The 16,185-nt window shown below is 68.4% G+C and carries 16 protein-coding genes and 1 pseudogene; 8 read left to right on the top strand and 9 right to left on the bottom strand.

Annotated features, from left to right (window positions below):
• Positions 1-2: 2 nt before the first annotated feature.
• The 5 genes from AC3WR5_RS19970 to AC3WR5_RS19990 all read right to left on the bottom strand — a co-directional run bounded on the left by AC3WR5_RS19970 (position 3) and on the right by AC3WR5_RS19990 (position 3,373).
• Positions 3-473: a F0F1 ATP synthase subunit B gene (locus tag AC3WR5_RS19970; protein ID WP_141287878.1), complete on the bottom strand. Its 471-nt coding sequence runs from the start codon at positions 471-473 to the stop codon at positions 3-5.
• Between the two features lie 86 nt (positions 474-559).
• Complete coding sequence (atpE, locus tag AC3WR5_RS19975) at positions 560-826, bottom strand: F0F1 ATP synthase subunit C (RefSeq protein ID WP_492486574.1); 267 nt, start codon at positions 824-826, stop codon at positions 560-562.
• 69 nt (positions 827-895) lie between these two features.
• A complete protein-coding gene (gene atpB, locus AC3WR5_RS19980; RefSeq protein ID WP_141287880.1) occupies positions 896-1,774 on the bottom strand; it encodes a F0F1 ATP synthase subunit A in 879 nt (292 codons plus the stop codon).
• Between the two features lie 21 nt (positions 1,775-1,795).
• Complete coding sequence (locus tag AC3WR5_RS19985) at positions 1,796-2,281, bottom strand: ATP synthase subunit I (RefSeq protein WP_492486576.1); 486 nt, start codon at positions 2,279-2,281, stop codon at positions 1,796-1,798.
• A gap of 180 nt (positions 2,282-2,461) precedes the next feature.
• Entirely contained in the window at positions 2,462-3,373 is a 912-nt protein-coding gene (locus AC3WR5_RS19990; protein ID WP_492486578.1) for an SMP-30/gluconolactonase/LRE family protein, read from the bottom strand.
• 168 nt (positions 3,374-3,541) lie between these two features.
• Between AC3WR5_RS19990 and AC3WR5_RS19995 the strand changes: the two genes are divergently transcribed.
• The gene (locus AC3WR5_RS19995; protein ID WP_492486579.1) at positions 3,542-4,246 is read left to right on the top strand and encodes a lysoplasmalogenase; all 705 of its coding nucleotides are present in this window, start codon (positions 3,542-3,544) and stop codon (positions 4,244-4,246) included.
• 169 nt (positions 4,247-4,415) lie between these two features.
• The gene (locus AC3WR5_RS20000) at positions 4,416-6,239 is read left to right on the top strand and encodes a S8 family peptidase (protein WP_492486580.1); all 1,824 of its coding nucleotides are present in this window, start codon (positions 4,416-4,418) and stop codon (positions 6,237-6,239) included.
• A 14-nt stretch (positions 6,240-6,253) separates the two neighbouring features.
• Here the strand turns inward: AC3WR5_RS20000 and AC3WR5_RS20005 are convergent, their stop codons facing one another.
• From AC3WR5_RS20005 to AC3WR5_RS20015, 3 genes are all read right to left on the bottom strand, one after another.
• Positions 6,254-7,120, bottom strand: a complete 867-nt coding sequence (locus AC3WR5_RS20005; RefSeq protein ID WP_492486582.1) for a LytR/AlgR family response regulator transcription factor — start codon at positions 7,118-7,120, stop codon at positions 6,254-6,256.
• Positions 7,121-7,148: 28 nt separating this feature from the next.
• Positions 7,149-8,591, bottom strand: coding sequence for a sensor histidine kinase (locus AC3WR5_RS20010; RefSeq protein ID WP_231009993.1), 1,443 nt, complete (start codon positions 8,589-8,591; stop codon positions 7,149-7,151).
• Between the two features lie 143 nt (positions 8,592-8,734).
• Positions 8,735-9,814, bottom strand: coding sequence for a septal ring lytic transglycosylase RlpA family protein (locus tag AC3WR5_RS20015; protein WP_310742402.1), 1,080 nt, complete (start codon positions 9,812-9,814; stop codon positions 8,735-8,737).
• Positions 9,815-10,194: 380 nt separating this feature from the next.
• Here AC3WR5_RS20015 and AC3WR5_RS20020 point away from each other — a divergent pair, with 380 nt between their 5' ends.
• From AC3WR5_RS20020 to AC3WR5_RS20045, 6 genes and pseudogenes are all read left to right on the top strand, one after another.
• Positions 10,195-10,707: a DUF2306 domain-containing protein gene (locus AC3WR5_RS20020; RefSeq protein WP_492486584.1), complete on the top strand. Its 513-nt coding sequence runs from the start codon at positions 10,195-10,197 to the stop codon at positions 10,705-10,707.
• A 147-nt stretch (positions 10,708-10,854) separates the two neighbouring features.
• Positions 10,855-11,505, top strand: a complete 651-nt coding sequence (locus tag AC3WR5_RS20025) for a hydrolase (RefSeq protein WP_492486585.1) — start codon at positions 10,855-10,857, stop codon at positions 11,503-11,505.
• Positions 11,506-11,618: 113 nt separating this feature from the next.
• Positions 11,619-11,912: a XapX domain-containing protein gene (locus tag AC3WR5_RS20030; protein ID WP_141289957.1), complete on the top strand. Its 294-nt coding sequence runs from the start codon at positions 11,619-11,621 to the stop codon at positions 11,910-11,912.
• Positions 11,905-13,791 (top strand): amidohydrolase, encoded by a 1,887-nt coding sequence (locus AC3WR5_RS20035; RefSeq protein WP_492486586.1) that lies wholly within the window; start codon positions 11,905-11,907, stop codon positions 13,789-13,791. Before AC3WR5_RS20030 ends, AC3WR5_RS20035 begins: the two co-directional genes overlap by 8 nt.
• Before the next feature lies 1 nt (position 13,792).
• Positions 13,793-14,242, top strand: coding sequence for a DoxX family protein (locus AC3WR5_RS20040; RefSeq protein ID WP_141290947.1), 450 nt, complete (start codon positions 13,793-13,795; stop codon positions 14,240-14,242).
• Between the two features lies 1 nt (position 14,243).
• Positions 14,244-14,377 (top strand): annotated as a pseudogene (locus AC3WR5_RS20045) (MFS transporter); the annotation flags it as partial.
• Between the two features lie 21 nt (positions 14,378-14,398).
• On the opposite strand, the gene AC3WR5_RS20050 reads toward AC3WR5_RS20045, so the two are convergent.
• The gene (locus AC3WR5_RS20050) at positions 14,399-15,940 is read right to left on the bottom strand and encodes a methyl-accepting chemotaxis protein (RefSeq protein ID WP_141290945.1); all 1,542 of its coding nucleotides are present in this window, start codon (positions 15,938-15,940) and stop codon (positions 14,399-14,401) included.
• Positions 15,941-16,185 lie beyond the last annotated feature (245 nt).

Consider the following 16,185-nt stretch of genomic DNA (forward strand, 5'->3'; position numbering starts at 1 on the left):
GTTTACAGCTCGGTCTTCAGGCGGGTCAGCAACTCGGCGTGAACGCCGGCGTTGACTTCGCGCTTCAGGATCGCTTCAGCGCCCTTGACTGCCAGCACGGCGACCTGCTCACGCAGCACCTCGCGGGCCTTCGTGGACTCCTGCTGCGCTTCGGCATGGGCGGCGGCAACGATCTTGGCGCCTTCTTCGCTGGCGCGGGCCTTCGCCTCTTCCACCAGCTGCTGGGCCAGACGCTCGGCATCGGCCAGGCGCTTCGCGGCGCTGTCCTTTGCGGCGGACAGCTCGGCCTGGACCTTCTTGTCGGCAGCAACCAACTCGGCCTTGGCCTTGTCGGCGGCAGACAAGCCGGCGGCAATCTTCTGCGCACGCTCGTCGAGCGCGGCGGCAATCGGCGGCCAGACGAATTTCATCGTGAACCCGACCAGGATCAGGAAGACGATCATCTGGACGATGAGGGTACCGGTGATGCTCACTTTATTGCCTCAAACGGTGACTGGGACATTCAGCACAAGGCGCACCCTGGGGGTGCGCCCGGCCTCTCAAACTCGACAGACGCCGCTTACTTGGCGGCGAGCTGTGCGATCTGGCCCAGGAAAGGGTTGGCGGTGGCGAACCACAGCGCGATACCGGTACCGATGATGAACGCCGCGTCGATCAGGCCGGCCAGCAGGAACATCTTGGTCTGCAGTTCGCCCATCAGTTCGGGCTGGCGAGCGGCGGATTCCAGGTATTTGCTGCCCATGACGCCGATGCCGATACAAGCACCGAGCGCGCCCAGACCAATGATCAGGCCGGCGGCGAGGGCAACAAAGCTGATGACTTCCATGATGACTCCTAGGTCGAGAGGTTATGTTTACGAAAAGGGAAAAGCGAGAGAAATCCTGAACGGCCGCTGTCAGTGCGAGTCGTGCGCCTGGCCGATGTACACCAGCGTCAGCATCATGAACACAAAGGCCTGCAGCGTGATGATCAGGATGTGGAAGATCGCCCAGGCGGAGCCGGCAATGATGTGGCCGATGGCCAGACCGATGCCGGTGCCCAGACCGACGGAGGCGAAGGCGCCACCCATCAGGGCGATCAGCAGGAAGATCAGTTCGCCGGCATACATGTTGCCAAACAGCCGCATGCCGTGCGAGACGGTCTTGGCCACGAACTCGATGATCTGCATCAAGAAGTTGAAGGGATACAGCGCCCAGTGGTCACCAAACGGTGCCGAGAACAGCTCATGGATCCAGCCGCCCAGGCCCTTGATCTTGACGTTGTAGACCAGGCAGACGATCAGCACGGCCAGTGACATGCCCATCGTGACCGAGAGGTCGGCGGTCGGCACCGAGCGCAGGTAGGCGTGGTGGGCATCGCCGCCATTGGCAACAACAATCTTCTCCCAGATCCAGGGCAGCAGATCGACCGGCAGCAGGTCCATTGCGTTGAGCACGAAGATCCACAGGAACACCGTCAGCGCCAGCGGCGAGACCAGCTTGCGGCTGTTGGCGTTGTGCACGATGCCCTTGGCCTGGTTTTCCACCATCTCGACCAGGATCTCGACGGCGGCCTGGAAGCGACCCGGCACGCCGGACGTGGCCTTGCGCGCGGCGAGCCACAGCACGAAGCAGGTGAGCACACCCAGCACGATGGAGAAGAACATCGAGTCCCAGCTGACAACCGAGAGGTCGAACGGGCCGTTCAACTCCTTGTTGCGCCAGTGGGTCAGGTGATGAACGATGTACTCACCGGCGGTGGGCGCGTGCTCTGCGACTGGACCTTCAGCTGACATGATTGATTGCTTCTCGTTCGTTCAACGCTTGCGGCGACCACGCCACGACAGCGCGAGCCAATAAACCTCGATGCACAGGACCAGCGCCACCAGCAAGGCTGGCCAGCTCAGGTCAGGCACCAGCTTCGGGGCCAGCATCAACATGGCCACCGAAATCCCCATCTTGCCGAACTGCCACAGCATGAAGCTCACGGCGGAAACGCCGGGCGCCAAGCTGCTGAGCCGGCTGGTCATGCCGCGCGCCATCAAGGCACCCGGCACCACCACCGCAGCCGCGCCATACAGCAGCGACCACGCCCACCCCTGTCGACCTGTGACCAGCCATGTCGCCGTGGCCAGCACCAACCCCATCACGGCCTGCACCGCGACCACCCGCCATGGCGACACCGATGGGTGCCGCGCCGCGAGGGCTTGCGCCTGCTCGCGATTCAGGGCTTGAAACTTTGGCTCATCGCCCTCTTGCTCGGAATCTGACCAGCGGTCAAAGCGGGCTTGCCGATCTGACATGGACAAAAAAGTTCCTTGGTAAAGGACATTGGAGGCGACAAAGCCTCGGAATTATAGGGTGAAAGCCTGCCTGTCCAAAACCTGTCGGTCTTGGCCTGCCAAGGCCGCCGGAATTGCTCCGGCTCTGCTTGACACCAGCCCCGGTTCGGTGCGAGCACCTGCCGAGCCTCGCGCCACGCCTCAAACCTGGGCGAAATGCACCGGCAGCCCCGGCACCTCGACCCGCATCTGCAGCACGCAACCGGCCCAGGGCTGGCGTTGCAACTCTTCGGCCGGCCGGTTTTCGCGCGAGGTCGTCAGGTACAAGGTGCGCAGGTCGTCGCCACCAAAACACGGCATCGTCGCGCAACGCACCGGCAGCGCCACTTCCTGCAGCGGCGTGCCGTCGGGCGCCAGGCGCAGCAACCGCTGGCCCTCGAACATCGCGACCCAGTAGCAGCCCTCGCTGTCGACAGCCGCGCCATCGGGCCGGCCGCCGTACGACGCCAGGTCCTGGCCGGCCTGCTTCAACGGAAAGCTGGCGAAGACCCGCTGGCGCGACAGTTCACCGCTGGCCGGATCGAAGTCCAGCGCATGGATGGTGTGGGCCTTGGTGTCGCTCCAGTACAGCGTGCGGCCGTCCGGGCTCCAGGCCAGGCCGTTGCTGACCGTCACGTCGCCGGCCACGCGCGCCAGGCGCTCGTCGGACCAGCGGTACAGCGCCGCCAGCGCCGGCTCGCGCGGCTCGTAAAGGGTGCCAACCCAGAAGCGGCCTTGCGCATCGGCCTTGCCATCGTTGAAACGCTCCTTGTGCGGGTCGTAGGGCGGCCGCGCCAAGCGGCTGCGCTCGCCGCTGCGCGTGTCGAAGGTCCACAGGCCATCGCGCATGGCCAGCATCAGCCCGCCGCCCAGCAGTGGTGCGATGCTGCAGGGTTCGGTCTCGAAGGCCCAATGTTCGTGCGTCGCGCTGGCCGGATGGAAGCAGTTCAAGGTCTTGCCTGGAATGTCGCACCAGTACAGCGCCGCCTGCTCCGGGTGCCAGAACGGCGACTCGCCCAGCAGCGAGGGCGCCACCGGCAGCGGATGGGGGTCGAACAGCAATTCGGCAGGCATCGGCACGGTCCTTGGCAGATTCGTCAGGTGAACGGCCGGCAGCGCCGCCAGCCCGGCCCGCATTGTCGCGGCCGGCCAGCCGGCGCAGGAACATCCCGGTTACCAACACCAGGCAATGGGGCCTTCTCCGCATGGCCGGCCCGCGGGCCCGGTCCGACACTTTGGCCGATGACGTCCCTGCCCTTGCCGCGCGCCGCCGGCACCTCGACCGCCTGGCTGCTGCGCCTGGCCGCCATCAGCGCCGCGCTGGCGATTGCCGCCGCGCCGTGGGCGCTGAACCGGCCCTGGCTGAACTTCGCCTTCAAGCCGCTGACCACGCTGCTGCTGATCGCCTGGGCCTGGCCGCGCGGCCGGCAGCATCCGGCCCGCACAGCGCTGCTGGCCGGGCTGTGGCTGTCGCTGGGAGGCGATGTGGCCTTGATGTGGCCGCAACAAGGCTTCCTGCCCGGGCTGATCTGCTTCCTGCTGGCCCACCTGGCCTACATGTTCGGCTTCACGCGGGGACCGGGGCGCTGCGTGTGGATGCCCGGCATGGCGATCTACGGCCTGGTGGCAGCCGGCGTGCTGAGCCAGCTGTGGCCAGGCGTGCCGGCGGAGCTGCAGCTGCCGGTGCTGGTCTATGTGCTGGCACTGGCCGGCATGGCCGGGCTGGCGCTGGGCCGCTGGTGGCATGGCCGTGGCAACCAGGCCACCGCGCCCTGGCTGCGCCGCGCAGCGCTGGGCGGCGCGCTGTTCATGCTGTCGGACGCGATCCTGGCGACGAACAAGTTCCGTCCGCCGGTGCCGCTGGACACGCTGTGGGTGCTGGCCAGCTACTGGCTGGCCCAGGCCTGCATTGCCGGCTCGCTGCCGCCGCCGCCCGCCGACAGCTGAGCCCACGCCACAAGCCCTGGCGTGACGCAGTGCACAGCGGTGCCCGGCGCGGAAGTGGCCAGCCCTGGATCCCGGCGCGCAGCGGACGAAAGCAGAGGGACGTCGATCTGCGACGAGCCCACGACTGCCCGGCATGCCGCTCCGTACCGAATCTTCCACACCCCATTTCATGCGCCATGCCCGAGCCGACGCAACCCGCGCCAAGGCCATGCCGACTTCGCCTGCCGCCGCCCTGGCCCGCATCGCACTGGCCGCGCTGTTGCTGGCCGGCGGCGCCGCCGTGCTGTGGCCCAGCCCGACCCATGCGCGCGCATTGGCCGTCACCGTTGACCCCGCACTCGAAGCCGACGCCTGGACCGACCGCCTGGTCATCGCCTACCGCGCGGCCGAGACCACGCCGGTGCGCCGCACGCTGCTCAGCGCCGCCAACAAGACCCAGCAGCACCTGCAGCGCTTCGGCCTGCAGGCGCTGGACAGCCACAGCACCGCGCAAGGCGCGCAGGTGCTGCACCTGAACCGCTGGGCCCGCGCCGCCGAGCTGCGCCAGGTCGCAGCGGCCATGGTCGCAGCCGACCCCAACATCGCCTACGCCGAGCCGGACCTGCTGATGCAGCCGCAATCGGTGCCCAACGACCCGATGTACGGCCAGCAGTGGCACTACTTCGAGGCCACTGCCGGCCTGAACCTGCCGGCCGCCTGGGACCTTTCCACAGGCAGCGGCGTCACCATTGCCGTGGTCGACACCGGCGTTCGCCCGCATGCCGACCTGGTGGGCAACCTGCTCGCCGGCTACGACTTCGTTGCCAACAAGACCACCGCCGCCGATGGCGATGGCCGTGACGCCGACGCGACCGATCCCGGCGACGGCTGCGGCACTGCGGCCGCCAGCTGGCACGGCACGCACGTCGCCGGCACGCTGGCCGCGGTCGCCAACAACAACCTCGGCGTGGCCGGCGTGGCCTACGGCGCCAGGCTGCTGCCGGTGCGCGTGATGGGCTGCGGCGGCGGCTACAACTCGGACATCGCCAGCGGCATCGTCTGGGCCGCTGGCGGCAGCGTCAGCGGCGTGGCCGCGGCGGCCAGCAAGGCCAGGGTCGTCAACCTCTCGCTGGGCAGCAGCGGCAGCTGTTCGGCCACGATGCAGTCTGCGCTGGACCAGGCCCGCAGCCTGGGCGCGACCGTGGTTGCCGCGGCCGGCAACAACAGCGGCGCGACAGCCAAGTATTCACCGGCCAACTGCCGCAACCTGATCGTCGTCACGGCGCTGGGCCGTGAAGGCAAGCGCGCGAGCTACGCCAATTTCGGCGCCGAAGTCGACGTGGCCGCGCCCGGCGGCGACATGGCCACCGGCAGCGCCAACGGCGTGCTGTCGACCTCCAACACCGGCATGCTGACGGTGGGCAGCGACAGCTACCGCGTCGAACAAGGCACCTCGATGGCCACGCCGCACGTGGCGGGCGTGGCCGCGCTGATGCTGGCCCGCAACCCGGCGCTGACGCCCGACGAAGTCGAAGTGCTGATCAAGAGCAGCACCCGCAAGATCCCCGGCGCCTGCACCAGTTGCGGCACCGGGCTTGTGGACGCCGCCGCCGCGGTCAATGCGGTTTTCCTCGCCGGCAGCGCCCCCACGCTGGTCACCGAAGTCGAACCCAACAACAGCCACGCCCAGGCCCAGCTGCTGAGCAGCTTCCCGGCCAAGGTCAAGGGCAGCATCAACGCCAACGGCGACCTGGACACCTACCGCATCAGCGTGCCGGCCAAAGGCACGGTGAAGGCCCGGCTGATCGGCAATGCCGAGTCCGACTACAACCTGGCCTTCCGCAACACCAAGAGCGTGGTGCTCGCCACCAGCGTCCGCGCCAAGGGCCTGACCGACGAACTCAGCTGGACCAACAGCGCCAGCACCGCTGCCGACCTGTTCGTGCGCGTCTCTCGCGCCAGTGGTGGCGTCGGCGACAGCGGCGGCCGCTATACCCTGGAAGTCACGAGATAAGTGAAGCGCCCGAGCTACATGCCTTTGAAGAGGTGCGCGTAGCTGCGGCTCACTTCCAATTTTTGGCTGTGGCCTTTGACGGCCACGATCTGGCGGCCGCGGAAGTCGCGCGTGATGGACCCGATGGCGTTCACCGCGACCAGCGTCGAGCGGTGGATCTGCCAGAAGCGCTGCGGGTCCAGCTCGTCGACCAGCTCCTTGATCGGCTTGCGGATCAGGGCCTCGACCTGCAGCGTCTGCACCCGGGTGTATTTCTCGTCGCTGATGAAAAACAGCACGTCCTCGACCGGGATCATCTGGATGCCTTGGCCGACCGTCGCCTGGATCCACTTCAGGTACTGCGGCTGCGCGCTGCCGCCTGCCGCCAGCCGGTGCAGCAGCTGCTGGATAGGCGGGCCGTCCAGCGCCGCGCTGCTGGCGGCCGGTGCCGAGCCGGTGTCGTCCGCCGCACGCCGCGCGGCCAGGCGCTTGGTGATGCGCTCAACCGTGCGCTGCAGGCGGTCGCGCTCGGCGGGTTTGAGCACATAGTCGGCCGCGCCCTGCTCGAAGGCCTCGACCGCGTACTGGTCGTAGGCGGTGATGAAGACGATCTCCGGCAGCCAGCCGTCGTCGCCCACGTCCATCTGCGCAATCTGCTTGGCCGCCTCCACGCCCGTCATGCCCGGCATGCGGATGTCCAGGAAGACGACGTCCGGCCGGTGCTGCTCGACCAGCTCGACCGCCTCGGCGCCGTGCTTGGCTTCGGCCACCAGTTCCAGCGCCGGCCACACCTCGGCCAGCCGGGCGCGCAACTGTTCGCGCATCAGCCGTTCGTCGTCGGCCAGCACCCCGCGGGCAGGCGGGAAAGGGGAATGGGGAGGGGCGGAGGCGTCGTCGGTCATGGTGCTTACTTTAGCCGGCTGGCGAGACTCACAGCGGGCGGCCAGGGGTCTCGATCGGGCGATACGGCACGGTGATGGTCACCACGGTGCCGCTGGGCTGGTTGGCCGCCACCGTCAGGCTGGCCTTGCTGCCGTGCAGCAGCTGCAGCCGCTCGCGGATGTTGGCCAGGCCCACGCCGGTGCCGGAGGTGGCCGCGGCACCGAAGCCCACGCCGGTGTCGGCCACGGTGACCTGCAGCTTGCCGTGCACGATCTCCGCGGTGACGCGCAGCGTGCCGCCCTCGGGTTTGGGCTCCAGCCCGTGGCGGATCGCGTTTTCCACCAGCGTCTGGATCATCATCGCCGGGAACTCGGCCGACAGCAGGCCCTCTGGCACGTCGATGCGCGCGTCCAGCCGCTCTTCCATGCGCACCTTCAGGATCTCGACATAAGGCTTCACGACCGCCAGCTCGCGGCCCAGGTCGCGGGCGCTGGCGTCCGCGGTGTCGCGCATCGTCGGCATGCTGGCCCGCAGCAGCGCGATCAGGTTCTTCTGCATCTGGCTGGCGCGCGGCGGGTCGGTCTCGATCAAATGGTCGATCGAAGCCAGCGTGTTGAACAGGAAGTGCGGCTCGACCTGGGCCTGCATCGCGGCCATGCGGGCTTCCACCACCTGGCGCTTGAGCGACTCGGCCTCGGCCGTTTCGGTCGCCTGCGCGGCCTTCACTTCGGCCTGCATGCGGCCCTTGTAGGTGAACTTCAGGATCGCCGAAGCCACGATCCACAACAGCGCCAGGTCGCTCAGGAACTCGCCATAGCGCACGGTGCGGATGCGGGTGCTGGGGCCGTCCTCTTCCTGGGCAGCGTCCCGCACCGCTTCGGCTGCGGCCTCGACCGCTTCGCGCTGCGCGTCGCGCGCCTGCTCCAGCGCCTCGACCACCTGCTCCTTGGCCTCCTTCACCGCGTCGCGCACGTCTTCCGAGTCGGCATCGGCAGGCAGGGCCACGTGCACATGCTTGTCGCCGATGTTGATCTCCACCCCCGGCTGCTCGGCCGAGGCGGCGCTGGCGGCGCTGGCGGCCGCAGCCGCGGCGGCGGAGGCTGCGGCCTGCGGCTTTTCCTCCAGCCGCACGCCATGCTCGTCGATCGAGAACTCGAACGAGCGGCGCGGCGACGACGCCGGTGCCGCCGGCTTGGGCAGCACGATGTGGATGTCCGGTGCCGAGACCGGCGGAACGGGCGGCACCGTCGGCAGCGTGATCTTCGGCCGACGCGTGGCCACCACCGATTCGGTGAAGGTCCACTTGAACGGCGGCAGGCTCTGCACCAGGTGCACCACGACCAGCAGCAACACCGACAGCACCGCGAAGCGCCGCCAGCTGATGCGGACCAACCACGTGCCGTAAGCGTGGAAGGCCCGCATGCAGCCGGCGACAAACCGCTGCCAGCGCTGGGCTGGTGTGTCTTGGGAGGAGGGGAAAGAAGGACTCATGATGTTCGGACCCGCACGGAACGACGACGGCATGGTTCGAAATGTAGGCAAGCCACCGCCGCCCTGCAGCCGGCTTGCGACGCGCCGGCCGGTCGCGAGGACAGGCTGCACTTGGCGCCGACCAGACGGACAGGCGGCGCCATTCAGCGCCGCTCGACGATCACTGGCACCAGCTGAAGCGTGCTGCGCACCCGCTCGCTGGCCTCCCTGGCCTGCTCGCGCGAAACATACGGCCCGGCCTGCAGCCGGTGGATGCCGCCCTCGCTGAAGACCGCCAGCAACGGCGCCAGCCAGCCCAGCTCGTCGGCCACGCGGCGGTGGAAGCTCATTGCGCCCTCGCTGCGGCTGAAAGCGCCCAGTTGCAGCCAGAAGCCGCTGGCCGCGGTGGTGTAGGAGCGGGCCTGGGTCGGCGCGGTGCGGCTGTTGGGCGGCAGCGGCGCCGCGTCGCTGCCCGGCGCGGGCATGGGCAGGCGGCTCAGCTCGGCCGGCAGGCGCGGGTTGCTGGCCTGCGGGTCCGGTGGCGGGTCGTTGCCCGCAGGGTTGCCGCTCGCGGCCAGCAGGGTTTGCGCGCGCAGTGCGTCGCCGCCCGGGCCGTCGTCGGCAGCCGCCGCGGCGTCCACCGCCGCCGGGGCCAAGGTGTTCGCCGGCATGCCGGCCAGCACCGGCGGCGGCACCGCGGCCGGTGGCGTCACGCGCTCCATCCGGCTGCCGGCGGCCAGCACCGGCGGCGAGCTGACCGAGGGCCAGACGCCGGCGCGGATGTCATCGTTCGTCAGCCGCGTGACCTCCACCGCCGACACGCCGCCCTGCACGCCCAGCTTCACGGCGGCCGTCCAAGACAGGTCGATCACCCGGTCTTTCGAGAACGGCCCGCGGTCGTTGATACGCACGATGATCTCGCGGCCATTCACCGGGTTGCGCACCCGGGCGTAGCTGGGAATCGGCATGGTGCGGTGCGCCGCGGTCATCGCGTACATGTTGTACAGCTCGCCGCTGGCGGTGCGCCGGCCGTGGAAGCGCTTGCCGTACCAGGAGGCCAGGCCGCGCTCGGCCAGCGGCTCGTCGCGGGTCACCGGCGTGTAGTTGCGGCCCAGCGCCTCGTAAGGCTTGTTCGGCCCACCGCTGACGATGGGCTCGATCTTGGGCACCGCGTCGGGCACCTGCTGCGGGTCAGGCCCGCTGCCGGCCGGCGGCGGACCGTCCGGCCCGTTGCCCGTACCCATGGTCGCGGTTTGCGTGGTCGTGCAGGCGGCCAGCAACACCAGCAAGCCGGCGCACAACCAGGCAACAAGGCGGCGACAAGGCGAGGCAGCCAGCGCAGAGGACAAACCGATGGTGCTCCCGGACAAGGTTGGACGCGAAGGCAGGCCCGGCGGGCCGCCGCGTGGGCTTGCATTCTGCCGCGCCACGCCATCCTGCCTGTTTCAGGGCTTGTCAGCCGGCGCACCCCCCCTCCTTTTGGCCTAGACAGACCCCCACCCGCGGCGGCATGGCGGGCCGCGCCTGCGCCCGCAAGATCGCCAGTGCAGGGGATTGGCAACGGCAGGCGTGGCTCGCATGCTGGGCCGCGCCCCTTTTTCATCCCCTTCCACAGGAGCACCCCATGTTTGGACTGACTTCCATCGGCGTTGTCCACACCGCCATCAGCCTGGTCGCGCTGGTGACCGGCGTCTGGGCGCTGGCCCGGGACCGCGAGATCTCGCCGCGCACCGGCCTGGGCCAGACCTACCTATGGACCACCGTCTTCACCTGCCTGACCGGCTTTTTCATCTTCCAGCACGGCGGCTTCGGGAAGCCGCATGCACTGGGCATCATCACGCTGCTGGTGCTGGCACTGGCCACGGTGGCCGGCCGAACCACGCTGCTGGGCCGCGGCAGCCGCTACGTCGAGACCATCAGCTATTCGCTGACGCTGTTCTTCCACTTCGTGCCCGGCCTGACCGAGACCTTCACCCGGCTGCCGGCCGGCTCGCCAGTCTTCAGCAGCCCGGACGACCCCGGCCTGCAAAAAGTGGTGGGCGTGTTTTTCCTGGCCTTCCTGGTGATTGCCACGCTGCAGGTGCGCCGGCTGCGCGCGGCGTCAGGCAACGCTTCCGTGCTCGGCAAGCTGGCCTGAGCCCTCATCGGGATAGCGTCACCCTGTCCATGCGGATGATGCGATGCCGGCGTGACCGCCGGAGACTGAGCGCAAGCCCAGGGAGTGCCGCGCCGTTCGGCGGAACCCGGGCCACACCCCCGCTCAACGTCTCTGAAAGGTCACGCCATGTCCATCACCGCCACCCCCACCCCCGGCCCGCTGCTGCTGAGCCCGACCGACCACGTGCTGGTCATGATCGACTTCCAGTCGCAGATGGCCTTTGCCACCAAGTCCATCGACGCGATCGTGCTGCGCACCAATGCCGCGCTGATCGCCAACGCCGCCGCCGGCTTCAAGGTGCCCACGGTGCTGACCACGGTCGCCGAAAAGAGTTTCTCGGGCCCGATGTTCGACGAGATCGCCGCCGCCTTCCCGGGCCAGGAGATGCTGGACCGCACCTCCATGAACACCTGGGAGGACGCGGCCGTCATCAAGACGCTGAACGCCATCGGCAAGGACCGCCTGGTGCTCGCCGGCCTGTGGACCTCGGTCTGCATCGTCGGCCCGGCCCTGTCGGCCATCGCCCAGGGTTACGAGGTCTACGTGATCACCGATGCCTGTGGCGACGTCTCGACCGAAGCGCACGAGCGTGCCGTCGAACGCATGATCCAGGCCGGCGCCCGCCCGATGACCTCGCTGCAATACATGCTGGAGCTGCAGCGCGACTGGGCCCGCGGCGAAACCTACGAGCTGACCACCGGCATCGCTAAGAAATTCGGCGGCGCCTACGGTCTCGGCGTGATCTACGCCAAGACCATGTTCGCTGGACACGAATAACCCCCTACGCGCTTCGCGCGCCCCCTTTGAAAGGGGGCAAGACCAGCGGACTGGCAGAGCCAGCTCCGCGGTCTTCGCTGGGTTAAAACCAAATCACGGTTGGTGCTGCTCGAATGAAACCCTACCTTGTCTCCGCGGCCCTTGGGCTGCTGGTGGGCGTGATCTACGCCTTGTTCAATGTGCGCTCGCCAGCGCCGCCGGTGATCGCGCTGGTCGGATTGCTGGGCATCCTGGTGGGGGAGCAGTTGCCACCGCTGGTCAAGAAGGTGCTGCAGACCGATTCGGCGCCGGTCTCGTGGCTGCAGCACCAGGTCAAGCCGCACATGTTCGGCGAGCTGCCGCGCTGCGCTTCGGCCCAAGCCGCCACCCCTGTCCAATCACCTGCCGAAGGCAATCCGCATGGCTGAGAACCTCACTCCCGACCTGATCCTGCACCGCGGCCTGTTCACCACGCTGAACCGCGCCCAGCCGACCGCCAGCGCGGTGGCCATCAAGGACGGCCGCTTCCTGCGCGTGGGCCAGGACCATGAGGTCATGCCGCTGGCCGGCCCGCAGACCAAGGTCATCGACCTGCGCGGCAAGCGCGTGCTGCCCGGCCTGATCGACAACCACCTGCACATCATCCGCGGCGGGCTGAACTTCAACCTCGAACTGCGCTGGGACGGCGTGAAGAGCCTCGCCGACGCCATGGCCATGCTCAAGGCCCAGGTCGCCAACACCCCCGCACCGCAGTGGGTGCGCGTGGTGGGCGGCTTCAGCGAGCACCAGTTCGCCGAGAAGCGCCTGCCCACGCTGGAAGAGCTGAACGCGGTGGCGCCCGACACGCCCGTCTTCATCCTGCACCTCTATGACCGCGCGCTGCTCAACGGCGCCGCGCTGCGCGCCGTCGGCTATACCAAGGACACGCCCGAACCACCGGGCGGCCAGATCCTGCGCGACAGCGCCGGCAACCCGACCGGGCTGCTGCTGGCCAAGCCCAACGCCAACATCCTCTACGCCACGCTGGCCAAGGGCCCGAAGCTGCCGCTCGACTACCAGCTGAACTCGACCCGCCACTTCATGCGCGAGCTGAACCGCCTGGGCGTGACCGGCGCGATCGACGCCGGCGGCGGCTTCCAGAACTACCCCGAGGACTACGAGGTCATCGAGCAGCTGGCCAAGGATGGGCAGCTGACGATCCGCCTGGCCTACAACCTGTTCACGCAAAAGCCCAAGCAGGAGAAGGACGACTTCCTGCGCTGGACCGCCAGCTCGCAGTACAAGCAGGGCGACGACTATTTCCGCCACAACGGCGCTGGCGAAATGCTGGTCTTCTCCGCGGCCGACTTCGAGGACTTCCGCCAGCCGCGGCCCGACATGCCCGCGGCGATGGAAGACGACCTCGACGGCGTCGTGCGCATCCTGGCGCAGAACCGCTGGCCCTGGCGCATGCACGCCACCTACGACGAAACCATCAGCCGCGCGCTGGACGTGTTCGAGCGCGTGAACCAGGACATTCCGCTGGCCGGCCTGAACTGGTTCTTCGACCATGCCGAGACCATTTCCGAGCAGTCCATGGACCGCATCGCGGCCCTCGGTGGCGGCGTCGCGGTGCAGCACCGCATGGCCTACCAGGGCGAGTATTTCGTCGAGCGCTACGGCCACGGCGCGGCCGAGGCCACGCCGCCGGTCGCCAAGATGCTGGAGAAGGGCATGAAGGTTTCGGCGGGCACCGACGCGACCCGCGTCGCCTCGTACAACCCCTGGGTCTCGCTGTCGTGGCTGATCACCGGCAAGACCGTGGGCGGCATGCAGCTCACGCCGCAGCGCAACTGCCTGGACCGCGAGACGGCCCTGCGCATGTGGACCGAAAACGTGACCTGGTTTTCCAACGAGGTCGGCAAGAAGGGCCGCATCGAGCAAGGCCAGCTGGCCGACCTGGTGGTGCCGGACCGCGACTTCTTCGCCTGTGCAGAAAGCGAGATCGCCGACACCAGTGCGCTCCTGACCGTCGTCGGCGGCAAGGTGGTCTGGGGTGCGGGCGACTTCGCCGTGCATGACGACAGCGCGCCGCCACTGCCCATGCCGGACTGGTCGCCGGTGCGGCGCTACGGCGGCTACGGCGCCTGGGGCGATCAGTCTCAAGCACCGCTGGCCCGCGCCGCGGCTGCGGCGGCTGCCTGCGCCTGCGCCACGTCCTGCGGCGTGCACGGCCATGCGCATGCCAAGGCCTGGGGCAACAAGGCACCTGTATCCGATCTGAAATCCTTCTGGGGCGCGCTGGGCTGCGCCTGCTGGGCGGTTTGACATGGCACGTTCCACCCTCAAGATCGCGCCGCTGCCCGGCGCCGACCTGGCGCCGGCCTCCGGCCTGGCATCCCCCGTCGTGCGCTGGCTGGCCCTGCTCGGCCTGTGCGCGGCCTACCTGCAAGGCGGCCTGGTCAAGGCTTTCGACTTTGCCGGCGCCGTCGGCGAGATGCAGCACTTCGGGCTGCAGCCGGCCATGCCGCTGGCGCTGGCCACCATCGTGCTGGAACTGGTCGCCTCGGCCCTGATCCTCAGCGGAAAACTGCGCTGGCTGGGCGCGCTGGCACTGGCCGTCTTCACGCTGGGCGCCACCTTCATCGCCAACCGCTTCTGGCTGGCCGAGGGCCAGGACCGCTTCATGCTGATGAACGCGTTTTTCGAGCACTGGGGCCTGGCGGGCGGCTTTGTGCTGGTGGCCTGGATGGACTGGCGTGAGCGCAGCGGGCACTGAAGCCGCCGCCGTGGCACTGGTGCAGGCCGCGGCCACGCTGCCGATCTTCTGCTGGCAATCCCCGCCAGCGTGCTGTCGGACAGCATGGACCGGCGGCGCCTCCTGATCGCGGTGCAGCTGCTGCCGGCCTCCGTCAGGCTGATTCAGGCACCTGATTCACGCGGGCAACTGGAAGCGGCCGACCGCGGCCGAGAGTTGCAAGGATTGATCGCGCAAACTCTGCGCGGCGGCGGCTGATTCTTCGACCAGCGCGGCGTTCTGCTGCGTGACCTCGTCGAGCTGCTGCACCGCGCCGGCGATCTCGCCGAGGCTGCGCGACTGCTCGTTGGACGCGGCCGAGATGCCGTTGATCATCTCGGTCACGCGCTGCACCCGGCCAACGATCTCGGACATGGTGCTGCCGGCGCTGCCCACCAGGCGCGCGCCGCACTCCACCCTTTCGGCCGAGGTCACGATCAAGGTCTTGATCTCGCGCGCCGCGGCGGCGGAGCGCTGCGCCAGCGAGCGCACTTCGCTGGCCACCACCGCAAAGCCCTTGCCCTGCTCGCCAGCGCGGGCGGCTTCGACCGCAGCGTTCAGCGCCAGGATGTTGGTCTGGAAGGCAATGCCATCGATGGTGCCGATGATCTCGGAGATGCGGTTCGAGCTGTCCTGGATGTTTTGCATCGTCGTCACCACTTCGGAAACCACCTGGCCGCCGCGCTGTGCCACTTCGGTGGCCGAGCCGGCTTCCCTGCTGGCCTGTTCGGCCGCTTCGGTGGAACGGTTGACCGTGGTCGTCAGCAGGCTCATCGAGCCGGCCGTGCGCTGCAGGTTGGCCGCGGTGGCTTCGGTGCGGGTCGACAAATCCTGGTTGCCCAGCGCGATCTCGCCGCTGGCCGCGCCGACATTGCCGGTCGCGTCCCGCACCTGGGCCATGACCTGGGCCAGGCGGTCGCGGGTGCTGCACAGGGTCTGCATCATGCGGCCGATCTCGTCGAGCCGGCCGATCGGCACGTCCACGGTCAGGTCGCCCGCGGCAATCGCGCTCAGCGCCGTCTCGGCCTGCTGGAAGCGGCGCTGCAGGCTGCCGGCAAAGCGATGGATGAAGACGAAGATCAGCGCGCACACCACCAGGCTGATGGCCAACGTGACGCCGGCAAAACGCAGCGCGTCATTGCGCACCGCATCGATGTAGACACCCGAGCCGACCACCCAGCCCCAGGGCGTGAAGCCGGCCACGTAGCTGCGCTTGGGCACCGGCTCGTCGCTGCCGACACGCGGCCACAGGTAGTCCACGTAGCCGCTGCCCTGGGCCTTCACGACGTTCGCCATCTCGACAAACAGCTGCTTGCCCTTGGGGTCCTTGGTGTTGGTCTGGTCAGTGCCGTCCATCTCCGGCTTGATCGGGTGGGCGACCATGTGCGCCGTGACGTCGGTGATGAAGACGTATTCCTTGCCTTCGTAGCGCATGGCCATCAGCTCGGCCTTGGCCTTGGCCTTCGCTTCGGCCTCGCTGATCTTGCCGGCGGTGGCTTCGGTCTGGTACTTCTGCACCGTGCCAAGCGCCTGCGTGACCACCGCACGCGTGGTGCTCAGGCGCTGGCCGATCGACGACTCGTAGAACGCCAGCGCGGTGTACGCCGCCAGCCCCAGCATGGCCAGGGTCAGCAGCAGCGCCATCAGGCGCAGGCGGGTGGTGAGGGACAAGGTTTTCATGGGCGGCTCGAACTGCGAAATGGGCCGGCACCCTGCCGGAGGTCTGTCTTGTTTCGGCTCGAAACCACCGAAGCTGACGGCAACTTGACCCTCGTCAAATCAAACGACGTGGCGGCGTGACACATCGCACGTCGCAACAGGTCACCACGGCACTGCAAGCGTCATGGCCCCCGTCGAAACGCACGCTTACGCCTGAACAGGTCTCTTACTGGTCCTATATGTGTAGAACCAATTGAATGCCAATA

The organism is Ideonella sp. FW305-24 (assembly GCF_058788035.1).